9 protein-coding genes and 1 pseudogene are annotated in these 10,784 nt (G+C 41.9%); 5 read left to right on the forward strand and 5 right to left on the reverse strand.

Annotation, left to right across the window (positions count from 1 at the left end; translation table 11 throughout):
• Positions 1–130: 130 nt before the first annotated feature.
• Positions 131–412: pseudogene (locus L3V30_RS23570) on the reverse strand (serine recombinase); the annotation flags it as partial.
• Between the two features lie 1,032 nt (positions 413–1,444).
• On the opposite strand from L3V30_RS23570, the gene L3V30_RS23575 reads away from it, so the two are divergent.
• Entirely contained in the window at positions 1,445–1,582 is a 138-nt protein-coding gene (locus L3V30_RS23575; protein ID WP_158005881.1) for a hypothetical protein, read from the forward strand.
• 293 nt (positions 1,583–1,875) lie between these two features.
• Here L3V30_RS23575 and L3V30_RS23580 read toward each other — a convergent pair whose 3' ends face one another.
• The gene (locus L3V30_RS23580; RefSeq protein WP_025594096.1) at positions 1,876–2,670 is read right to left on the reverse strand and encodes a hypothetical protein; all 795 of its coding nucleotides are present in this window, start codon (positions 2,668–2,670) and stop codon (positions 1,876–1,878) included.
• Between the two features lie 414 nt (positions 2,671–3,084).
• On the opposite strand from L3V30_RS23580, the gene L3V30_RS23585 reads away from it, so the two are divergent.
• On the forward strand, positions 3,085–3,996 hold the full coding sequence (locus tag L3V30_RS23585) for an alpha/beta hydrolase (protein WP_054577219.1): 912 nt from the start codon (positions 3,085–3,087) through the stop codon (positions 3,994–3,996).
• A gap of 345 nt (positions 3,997–4,341) precedes the next feature.
• On the opposite strand, the gene L3V30_RS23590 is transcribed toward L3V30_RS23585, so the two are convergent.
• The 3 genes from L3V30_RS23590 to L3V30_RS23600 form a co-directional block, all read right to left on the reverse strand.
• Positions 4,342–5,238, reverse strand: a complete 897-nt coding sequence (locus tag L3V30_RS23590) for an EamA family transporter (RefSeq protein WP_212569509.1) — start codon at positions 5,236–5,238, stop codon at positions 4,342–4,344.
• Positions 5,239–5,340: 102 nt separating this feature from the next.
• Positions 5,341–6,054, reverse strand: a complete 714-nt coding sequence (locus tag L3V30_RS23595; protein ID WP_103194986.1) for an AraC family transcriptional regulator — start codon at positions 6,052–6,054, stop codon at positions 5,341–5,343.
• Positions 6,055–6,208: 154 nt separating this feature from the next.
• Entirely contained in the window at positions 6,209–6,844 is a 636-nt protein-coding gene (locus tag L3V30_RS23600) for a recombinase family protein (RefSeq protein ID WP_031847521.1), read from the reverse strand.
• Positions 6,845–7,039: 195 nt separating this feature from the next.
• Between L3V30_RS23600 and L3V30_RS23605 the strand changes: the two genes are divergently transcribed.
• From L3V30_RS23605 to L3V30_RS23615, 3 genes are all read left to right on the forward strand, one after another.
• Positions 7,040–7,282 (forward strand): type II toxin-antitoxin system ParD family antitoxin, encoded by a 243-nt coding sequence (locus L3V30_RS23605; protein ID WP_016151373.1) that lies wholly within the window; start codon positions 7,040–7,042, stop codon positions 7,280–7,282.
• Positions 7,275–7,574 carry a type II toxin-antitoxin system RelE/ParE family toxin gene (locus L3V30_RS23610; RefSeq protein WP_016151372.1) on the forward strand — a complete coding sequence of 100 codons (300 nt, stop codon included), beginning with the start codon at positions 7,275–7,277 and terminating at the stop codon, positions 7,572–7,574. The genes L3V30_RS23605 and L3V30_RS23610 overlap by 8 nt, the downstream gene beginning before the upstream one ends.
• Before the next feature lie 83 nt (positions 7,575–7,657).
• Positions 7,658–10,663: a Tn3 family transposase gene (locus L3V30_RS23615; RefSeq protein WP_140116173.1), complete on the forward strand. Its 3,006-nt coding sequence runs from the start codon at positions 7,658–7,660 to the stop codon at positions 10,661–10,663.
• The last annotated feature ends 121 nt before the right edge of the window (positions 10,664–10,784 follow it).

Below are 10,784 nucleotides of genomic sequence, written 5' to 3' on the forward strand. Positions count from 1 at the left end.
CATTTTTTGCTAGGTCGATACCTAATACAGTCACAGCCATGTTGTTATCTCCGTATGAAATGGTGAATTTATCATCTCAGAACTAACGGCTGAGTGATAGGGAGGAAGTCCATTCCATACGCTAAGCTTCTTACCCCGCTGAACGCTCACTTGCCAACTTTTTAGCAACCCGTATTACTGTACGACCTGAAACATTGGTAAGTTTGGCGGTATCACTGATACTCAGCATGTTGACTACTCGTAGCTGATAGATTTTTTCGTGTAGTTCTGAATCGGCTTGCCGCCCTCTGTATTTCCCTTCCTCTTTGGCTTTCTTTATTCCTTCAGCCTGACGGCGGCGGCGATCTTGGTAATCTTTTCTCGCGATAGCAGCTAGCATATCCATCATCATGCTATTTATAGATTTGATCATGGGGTTTTGCGCCCATTTCAGCGAAAAGTCCAATGTGAGCCCTCAGCCTTTTATTTATAAGGGCTGAGGGCTACGGCATATTTTCTTTCTTAGCCCTATAAAATACGAACATATGACAAAATCGCTTGGTGTTCACAAGATTTCTGAACCATTTTTGAGAAGGTTTTGGACAAAATCGAGTTAGATACAAAACTCTAACTTGTCCGCCTAGGGTTAGGGAAAGTATGTCAATGATCTGCTCCACTCAGATTGGACACTTCATTAAGCTAATAGGCGAAATTTGTCTAGAAGATCGGTGGCAGCAGTCCAACTCACTTAACTCAGTGTCCAAAACTGCTGGTGCGGATCATTAATTTTTGAGGCGAGCCTCTGGACACTGAACTTCCATAATCAATGTAAGATTGTTGGTAAGCCGCACCCTGATGCATTGATTTATCGTGGCTTTATTGATTATTACTTGGAGGGTAAACGTTTAAAACTGGTAGTTAATAAAGAGAACTACGACTCTTTCTTGTGCAAGATGCAGCATCACGAAAAAGCGATTGATTTTGCTAAAAATTGCCTAACGATTGATGACAAGGATGTATAAAAATCACTCTAGCAGTCACCTTTGTTCAACTTCAAGACAGTCTCCATAGAAAAAACCATAAAAAAACAATATATTGCTGTTTTCAATCTTGTATTAAAAGATATTTAGTTGCATAATTAAATTATATAAGTTTCTGATTTTTATTAAAAAATGACAAAAAACACTAATCGAGAACACCCAATTGTAAAACTACTGCGTTTGATTCTTTCACTGCTGGCTTTAGCTGTTTTGACATATATAACTCTTGAATTATTTGCTAACAGTTGGTGTCGAGCGGCCTTCGGTACTAGTATTGATGAAAATTCAAGCTGGGAATTGAAAGCTTGCGCTAAGTACTATTGGGATATCGACTTAGAAAATCGAGACGGTTGGTAAATCAACTCTAAAAACCCGATTTCAAGCAACGTTCAAACTGCTTAAAAGAAAAATAAACGGAGATACCCATGTCAGATGATTACATTTCAATAAAAGACCGAATGAAAAGCTTTGCGGTTGGTTTAGGCGTCATGATGGTCATTGCCTTCTTACTTCTGAAGAGCGGTGATTTGATCGGATACCTAGCAGAGTACTACGACTTGTAAGAAAAAGAAGAACAACGAGCCTCCATTAATATGGGGGCTTTTTTTATGGAGACGATTTCAACGCTCACTTATTTATCCATGCAACTTGTTAAAGTTCTTGACATAAGGAAAATTAAGTCCAACGGCAACAATTACATTCAAGCTCAATTCCGTACTGGCACACAATGGGGCATTTCTGTGTTTGCCGTGATCGGCGCTGGCATACCTCTGGACAGAAGTGTTTTAGAACTGATTCTCTACAGCGTTTCTGTCAGAATAGGAAAAGTATGTTGATTCCTTGATTGTTTGTATGTTTATTGCGTCAAATCTAAAAATGGCTTTAATTTAATTAATCCAGCCTGAATAGATGCCAGAATTGCCAATAAAAACGTTAAAATTACCATACTGTACTGTAGTATCACGCTATCTTTATGGCGCCGTTCTTCTGTTTGATACTTTTCAAGTGTTACAATAGCCTTTCCATTTACTTTGTACCCCCCGCCTTTTACCTTACTGACCTCGCCTGATTCCACAAATGAATCTACATACATACGTAGCTTATTTTGACAATTTTCTTTGTCAGGATGCCTAAAAAAACGCAGAGAATACATATCAGAAACTAGTGATGTTAGACTAAACTCCTTCCGACTGATGCCATAATTTTCAATAAGATAGTCTAACAGGTCATATCTTGGTTTTAGCTGAAGTTTTTTTCTGTTAAATAGGGACTGTGAAACCTTGTTCAATATTCGCTTTGACTTAACCTTTATGTAATCTTTTTTTGTAAGGCAATGAAGTATAAATGAGTTAATACCTGTATAAGTTGTGTAGTAATTATGCAAGTAGTGCGTGATTTCAACGGTATTTACATTGATATTGGCAATATCGATGTCTAGTTCTATATCACATGTGTCAGTTGCTGGATTGTACTTTAGTACTTTGACTTTATTCATATCCAACTCGCGAACTAGAGCTGAAACCCCATCAAGCTTAATTCTAGTTGAATAGAAATTATTCTTTTCACACTCTGGACCTGACATGGGGATCGGTGATGGACCGACTTTCCCAAATGCTTTTTTCAAAGCCCACATTTGAATTTTTGACCACATAATTCACCTAAAACATAACAGTGCTTTTTCAGCAGACACTGTCTGTATAATATTTTTAGAAAATACAAACACCATACCAGCAACATACTGTTCTATAAGCCTTATTCTTCCTTCCACTCATAAATTACAGAACATGTCTGTATAATCATAATTGCTCAACTAGGCTCATAGTCTGCTATTAGTAAATGTAGGTCAAGAACTGACATAAGAAAGTGGTCTGGTGTTGAATGCCAAATGATTTTGGGGCAGAGTCGTGTTTGCCGAGATTGGCTTCAGAACGTCCTTGGACAACAACGCTGGTTAAGCTTTAGGTCACCACTCCATTCAGAATCTTAAAGGCAAAATGAACTTTACCGATTCGCGGTGCTCAAAAGGTGAAAATTTTAACTTTTATATTAATTTTAAGGGATTGAAATGGGCCTGATTCGGATAATTCTAGTAATACCGCTACTTATTGTTGGCGTCGCCAAAGCGTCTTCTACTATCCATAGTATCGAGCGGCAAGATGGCTCATCGTTAATTTATTACCTCACCAAAACGGCGGAAAATCCGAGTAATACCTTGTTGGTTATCATGCAAGGCTCTGATTGCAATAGCGTCTCCCACAGCACGACGATTAATGACCTATTTTCGCAAACGGCGCCAGAGGCTGATTTACTCACGGTAGAGAAATACGGGCTAAACCAAGCGATCAGGTGGAATCCCGATGGCGATAGCCCTGATTGCCCGACAGCGTACATTCAAAAGGATTCACCGACACAGCGCACGGCAGACTACCGACAAGTGATCGAAAGACTCGAGAGTAATTATGAGCACATTATTGTACTTGGCGGGAGCGAAGGGGCCGTAGTTGCCGCCATGGTCGCGTCACAAGTTCCATCGGTTGATAGCTTAGTGTCTTTGAACGCTGGTGGGCGCTTCTTCGTTGATGATGTTCTCTATAATATGGAGCAAACTATGCCATCGGAAGCCTTGATAGAAGCAAAAAATGGTTTCTTGGGTTTTCAGCAAGCCGTGGTAAGCGCTGAAACAATGGACATCAATATGAGCTCCCATGGTTTTGCTTGGTGGAAAGAGATGCTGACGTTAGACCAAAGGACGATACTTGAACGGGTCAGTGCCGACATTCTCATTTTGCAGTCGGAGCGAGACATTAACGTTTCACCTGATCAGGCGAAACGACAAGCAGAGCAACTGATGCAGTCGCGTTCGAACGTGTCGTTTGTGTTACTCGCTGGTTTAGATCACGCTTTTCAAAACCAGCGAGGAGAAAGTGAGATACCAGCCGTTATCAAACAGATTCGAGCATGGTTAGAACGAACTTAGTACAGGAAGAAAAAGAAATGGGGTAAGGTCTTGCGTTTTGCCACACATTACTTTTGCATATCAAAACTAGCTGACTATCGGAAACGTAACCGAAGTGCAACAAGCTTTGGTGCGAGTTGAACTAGCCAGAGGTAGCTAGCTCGAAGCTGGACATAAATGAGTTACCGAGGTTGCTAATTTAGTAATATACGAATAACTATAGGTATTGGAAAATCGCTTGGAGGGACAATTTCCTAGTGTGACTTTATATATCATAATCGAACAGCTTTGTTAGCAGTCAGCCTAGTTGCTTAACATATGAACAACTAGACACGATAATATCTATACTTGTTGGTTCGTAGGTGGCTATCTACCTTTCACTTGAATCAACAAACAAATTAGGATTAAACCGATGCCACTCCATCCAAGCATTGGTATCGACTCGCCAACCACCACCACTGCCAAAGCTGCTGCTACAACAGGTTCAAAAAGTGTAATCAAACTTGCACTACTGGCGGTTACAAACCTTAGGCCAAATCCATAAGCAATATAACCCAACCCCATTGGAATCAACGCCATATAGCCAACTACCAGAATATTGGTTGTTGATGCAAAAAGATTATCTCCAGTAACCAAAAGTGTTGGGAGCAAAATTAACGAACCAAAACCAAAAATACTGCCTAAAGCCGATTGGGATTGGACACCCTGTTCAATCAGTGTCTTAGCAATCCACGAATAGACGGCATAACACAAACCCGCAATAAAACCCAACAAGATGCCAATCAGTCTCAAGTTATTAACTGTATGGGTTGCAGGTGACTCAGAGAAAACCAACAACATGATGCCTGCAATTCCGACAGAAAAGCTTAGCAACCATTTTTTCGTAATTCTTTTACCTTTGCTAAATAGACACTCAAGTATGGCCGCAAAAAACGGTGCTGTGGCAATAGAAATCACGGTACCAATTGCGACACCAGCCAGCCTCATCGAGGAATAAAATGCTAATGGATAGGCAGCCAAAGCGATTGCGCTAATCGCTAATTTTCTCTTGTTAATCAGAATCTTTTTGAAATCATTTAGCAACTGTTTGCGAGATAGTGCGGCTTGAAAAAGCCCACCAACACCCATTGAAAAAGCGCCTATTGCTAGAGAGCTAATATCTGGAGCTAAACTAGCGACCGTACCTGTAGTACCCCATAAGACTGAGGCAAACAGTATCGAGAAAATGCCAAGCTGATAGGAAGTATAGCGACTGTACAACATAATTATATCTACCGAAAAACTCATAACAAGGCAGAGATTTTAGGCGATTAATTACACCATGTTTTTGCTAAAAGGACGCAATAGTTGTTTAAATAGACGAACTCAAGAGCGCGCGAACTCCCTTGGAGACATTCCATAGTGGACAGAAAAGCGTCGGCTAAAAGCTGAAAGATCGCTGTATCCTACTCGCTCTGCTACCCACTGCACAGGTAAGTCAGTATGGGTTAGCAGTGCCTTAGCCTTCTCCATACGTTGCTCAGTGATATATTTGAGTACACTCACCCCTATGTTTTCTTTGAAGAGCTTCTTGAACTGAGTTGGACTAAGATACGCAATCTTAGCAAGCGACTGAATGGTAAGAGGCTCGGCTAACCGTTCACTGATCATCACCTGCACTGCTCGAATCCGTGGATCGTTAGTTCGAGACAGCTCTTGCTGTCCCAGCAATAAGGTGAAGATACTTACCATAGATGCTTCAATTGCACTATCCACCTGATATTCAAGTTGCTTTTCAACAAAGTGAATAAAGCTCAACAGAGGGGGAGAGATCGAAAAAACAGCTAGTTCCTCACTGATCAAATGAGAAGGCAGTTCATCAAGATCAGCTACAATGAATCGTGCTGCTTCATCAGCATTAAATCCATGTGCTACACCTTTTGGGATCACCACGCATTCACCGACACTCACCTTACCTAAGAAACCATCCATATCAATATGAATATTACCTTGAATAGGCAGTACCAGTTGATGATAGCTATCGTGAACATGGCGACTAAAGCGCTTTGTGTAAGTGCGAATACTTAAACTAGTTTTCATATCAACAACAAGTTAGCAAAAGACAATAACAGGTATTTCCAGCAACTTTCACTCATTACAAAAATTAGGTCAAGCAGATGGTTCACGTAGCTCACAATGGGGCATTTCTTGTTTAGGGGACTAGAGCCCATAAGGAACAGAAACGTTAAGCTTCTTATCCCAATGAACGCTCACTTGCTAACTTCTTAGCCACCCGAATTACCGTTCTAGTGGACACATTCGTCAATTTAGCGGTATCACTGATACTTAACCCATTGATAACTCTTAACTGATAGATTTTTTCATGAAGCTGGAGATCTGCTTGTCTTCCTCGATATTTTCCCTCTTCTCGAGCCTTCATGATCCCTTCAGCTTGCCGCCGCCGTCGATCTTGGTAATCTTTTCGTGCAATTGCAGCGAGCATATCCATCATCATCCCATTAATAGCCCTGATCATCGAACGAGTGAACTCGTCGGGAATGTGTGGCGCAAAAGCGATATGGCTAGTTGGTAAATCGATACTGATTACCTTAAGTTCCTTTTGGTTCAGCATTTCTTTTAATTTGAACCAACTTTCTTCATCAAGTCGAGAAAGACGATCAATTTGCTCTATTATGATCGCATCACCAATTGCAGCATCATCAAGTAATCGGAGTAATTCAGGTCTTTGTAATGAGGCTCCCGATTCATTCTCAATATACCAACCTGCTATTCGAAAGCCCTTTTGCTGTGCAAACTCCTGTAAAGCACCTTGAGCACGTTTTGCATTCTGATCAGAGGTTGATGCTCTTAAGTATCCAAAGATGTACATAAGCCCCTCAAAGTGACATTTAGATTATGATCTAAACAAGTGTGACAAATAGGTTATGACAAATCTACTTTTCGTGTCAATTTTTACGTGTGACTTATAAGTATACTTCATTGTCATACGAAGATCGTGATTTGATTTTGAATTTTAGTTGACCTATTATTGGTGTGTTAATTATTCACACATGTAGGTGGAAATATGTCACGCACAACTAGTGTTACGATTGGGTCTCAGCTAGATGAGTTTGTCGGCCAACTCATAGCGACTGGTCGCTATGGCTCAACAAGCGAAGTAGTTCGTTCTGCATTGCGGCTACTCGAAAGGCAAGAGAAACAAACCACGGCTCTAAAAATGGCGATTGAAGCCGGAGAGCAGAGTGGTCAATGCTCATTATCACTTCATGACATTGCGACTAAAGTAAAGCAGAGACACAATGTATAAACTTTCCAACCTCGCCGCAGAAGACTTTGAGCATATCTTTGAATACACCCTATTGAACTTTGGCATAGAGCAAGCGGATGCTTATACAGACAGTATGCATGACGTTTTGCTAACGCTTGCAGAACAACCTTTGATGGGTTACGAGTGCCCCGAAATTGCCGAAGGGCTTCGCCGCCACGATCACCATAAACATGCTATTTTTTATCGCCCACAACCTCATAGTATTTACATAATCCGTATTCTTCATCAGCAGATGGAACCATTGCGGCATTTCCATCCAGATATTTATTAAAATTCCTCATGGCTTACATGCCGGAAATGGGAAAACAATACGTCACTGATTTGAGTTTGTGTAACCAATAAGAGGTTTTGGCTATGCCCGTAGATTTTTTAACCACTGAACAAAAAAATAGTTACGGGCAATTTAATGGGGAGCCGAATGATGTTCAATTGGCGCGGTACTTCCATTTGGACGAGGCTGACTTAGCTTTTGTTACACAAAGACGTGGTGAACACAATCGATTTGGAGTTGCGCTGCAATTAGGTTGTGTTCGCTTTCTTGGTACTTTCTTGATCGATTTAAATCAAATCCCAACGAATACCCAATGGTTTGTCGCAAGGCAACTGAATATAACCAATATTGGTATTTTGTCTGACTATTCTCAGCGCGAAACCACACGCCGCGAGCATACCGCTCTGATCCGCAATCAGTATGGTTATCGTGAGTTTGTTTGGCCGTGGTCATTCCGGTTATCCCGCCTTCTCTATAGCCGGAGTTGGATCAGTAATGAACGCCCGAGTTTACTGTTTGATTTAGCGACCGGATGGCTGATCCAACATAAAATCCTTTTACCAGGCGCATCAACTTTAACCCGTTTAATTTCACAAATCAGAGACCGAGCAGAAAACCGATTGTGGCAGCAACTATCCAGTCTCCCAAATTCGGATCAGCAAGCTAGGTTGGATTCCTTACTACAAATTCCTGAAGCAGCCAGAACAACACACTTCGACCGTTTTCGTAAGGGGCCGGTCAATGTCAGTGGCCCTGCATTTAATGAGGCTATTGAACGTTACAAAGCACTTCAAACCTATGGAATAACTGAACTGGATTTTACTGGTATTCCTCCCGTCCGGTTTAAACATATTGCCCGTCATGCTGGAATGATCTCGGCATACAAAATAGGCCGTATGCCGGAGACTAAGCGTACTGCGATACTCGTGGCTTTTGTGAAAGCCTATGAAATTATTGCATTAGATGAAGCGTTGGATGTACTGGATCTTTTGATTACAAATATCGCTGGCGAAGCGAAGAAATTAGGACAGAAAAAGCGTCTTCGTACTCTAAAAGATTTGGATAAATCTGCACTGGCTTTAGCTAAAGTTTGTGCTCTGCTGCTAGACGACAACTTAGATGATGAGTCGCTACGTCCGTCAATCTTTGCTAAATTTTCACGGGAAAAGCTAGCGCAATCTATTTCTACCGTACACGAGTTAGCCCGACCTTATGATGACAATTTTCATGAAGAGATGGTTGAACAGTACGGGCGAGTTCGGCGTTTTCTACCAAAACTGCTCCGTGATATCGAATTTTCCGCCGCTCCTGCGGGAGACAAAACGCTTGAAGTTCACCAGTACTTAGCGCAATTACTCGACTCAAAAAAACAAATTCTTGATGATGCGCCAGTGGATATCGTATCTAATCCATGGAAGCGATTGGTATTAGATAAAGGTGGTCGGGTGACTAAACGAGGCTACACACTGTGTTTTTTGGATAAATTACAGGATAGCTTGCGCCGACGAGATATCTATGTCGAAAACAGCGATCGCTGGGGCGATCCGAGAGCCAAACTTTTGCAGGGGCAAGAGTGGCAGTCCAACCGAATTCAGGTCTGTCGATCACTGGGACATCCGCTAAACGCAAAAGAAGCCATCGATGCGTTAGTCAGGCAACTGGATACAACCTATCATCAGGTTGCCGCAAATTTTGACGATAATGGTTCGGTGGATATTGATATCTCGGGGAAACGACCAGCTCTGACCATCACAAATATTGATAGACTAGATAACCCTCCGAGCTTACAGGGATTATCCAAACAAGTTGAGGCGTTACTTCCTGCCGTAGACCTCACAGAACTACTACTTGAAGTCAATGCTCATACTGGCTTTGCCGATGAATTCACTCATATTAGCGAATCTAACGCACGTGCCAATGATTTAACGGTAAGTATCTGCGCCGTGTTACTGTCCGAAGCTTGCAATATCGGCCTTGAGCCACTGATAAAGTCTCATATCCCTGCTTTAACCAGACACCGACTCAGTTGGGTTAAACAAAATTATTTACGTGCTGAAACGTTAGTAAAAGCCAACGCGAAACTGGTCGATTTTCAGTCTACTCTTGCACTAGCTAAGCATTGGGGCGGAGGTGAAGTTGCCTCTGCTGATGGGATGCGATTTATCACACCAATAAGAACCGTCAATTCAGGTGCGAACCGAAAATACTTTGGCTCCAGCCGTGGTATCACATGGTATAACTTCGTCTCCGATCAGTTTTCTGGATTTCACGGAATCGTTATACCAGGAACACTACGAGATTCCATATTCGTACTCGAAGGGTTATTGGAACAGCAAACCGGATTAAACCCTACTGAAATCATGACAGATACAGCAGGAGCCAGTGACATGGTCTTCGGCTTATTCTGGTTATTGGGATATCAGTTCTCGCCAAGGTTAGCCGATGCAGGCGAATCGGTATTTTGGCGCGTAGATAAAGAAGCGGATTACGGTGTACTCGATGAGCTAGCACGAAACTGCGTAAATCCACAAAAAATAGAGCTTCACTGGGATGACATGATGCGTATAGCAGGCTCTCTTAAACTGGGAAAAGTGCAGGCATCAGAACTGATTCGGTCGTTGCTCAAAAGTGACCGACCATCGAGTCTTGCTCAGGCCATTATCGAAGCTGGTCGTATCAATAAGACATTATATTTACTGAATTACATCGATGATGAAGACTATCGACGCAGAATACTAACCCAATTAAACCGAGGCGAAAGTCGTCATGCCGTTGCCAGAGCTATTTGTCACGGTCAACGCGGTGAAATCCGCAAACGTTACCGAGAAGGGCAAGAAGATCAATTGGGTTCGCTTGGCTTAGTCACTAATGCCGTTGTGCTGTGGAATACCATCTATATGCAAGCTGCATTAGAGCACGTAGAACGACAAGGTGAAACACTAAAAGATGAAGACATTGCAAGACTATCACCACTCAGCCATAAACATGTGAATATGTTGGGGCATTACTCATTTACATTGACCGAACAGGTTTTAAATGGTGAGTTAAGACCGCTTAAACAGCCGTCAGAACAGGAAGATTTTGCTTAGCGTATGGAATGGACTTCCTCCCTATCACTCAGCCGTTAGTTCTGAGATGATAAATTCACCATTTCATACGGAGATAACAACATGGCTGTGACTGTATTAGGTATCGACCTAGCAAAAAATG

The sequence above is a fragment of the Vibrio sp. A1-1 genome, assembly GCF_021728175.1.
GTDB lineage: Bacteria > Pseudomonadota > Gammaproteobacteria > Enterobacterales > Vibrionaceae > Vibrio > Vibrio diabolicus.

What these genes read in the sequence shown, in the direction of transcription:
- L3V30_RS23610 (WP_016151372.1), top strand. Translation starts at nt 7,275, where the DNA reads ATGTATAAACTTTCCAACCTCGCCGCAGAAGACTTTGAGCATATCTTT.
- L3V30_RS23615 (WP_140116173.1), top strand. Translation starts at nt 7,658, where the DNA reads ATGCCCGTAGATTTTTTAACCACTGAACAAAAAAATAGTTACGGGCAA.
- L3V30_RS23600 (WP_031847521.1), bottom strand. Translation starts at nt 6,844, where the DNA reads ATGTACATCTTTGGATACTTAAGAGCATCAACCTCTGATCAGAATGCA.
- L3V30_RS23575 (WP_158005881.1), top strand. Translation starts at nt 1,445, where the DNA reads ATGTCAGATGATTACATTTCAATAAAAGACCGAATGAAAAGCTTTGCG.
- L3V30_RS23580 (WP_025594096.1), bottom strand. Translation starts at nt 2,670, where the DNA reads ATGTGGTCAAAAATTCAAATGTGGGCTTTGAAAAAAGCATTTGGGAAA.
- L3V30_RS23585 (WP_054577219.1), top strand. Translation starts at nt 3,085, where the DNA reads ATGGGCCTGATTCGGATAATTCTAGTAATACCGCTACTTATTGTTGGC.
- L3V30_RS23605 (WP_016151373.1), top strand. Translation starts at nt 7,040, where the DNA reads ATGTCACGCACAACTAGTGTTACGATTGGGTCTCAGCTAGATGAGTTT.
- L3V30_RS23595 (WP_103194986.1), bottom strand. Translation starts at nt 6,054, where the DNA reads ATGAAAACTAGTTTAAGTATTCGCACTTACACAAAGCGCTTTAGTCGC.
- L3V30_RS23590 (WP_212569509.1), bottom strand. Translation starts at nt 5,238, where the DNA reads ATGTTGTACAGTCGCTATACTTCCTATCAGCTTGGCATTTTCTCGATA.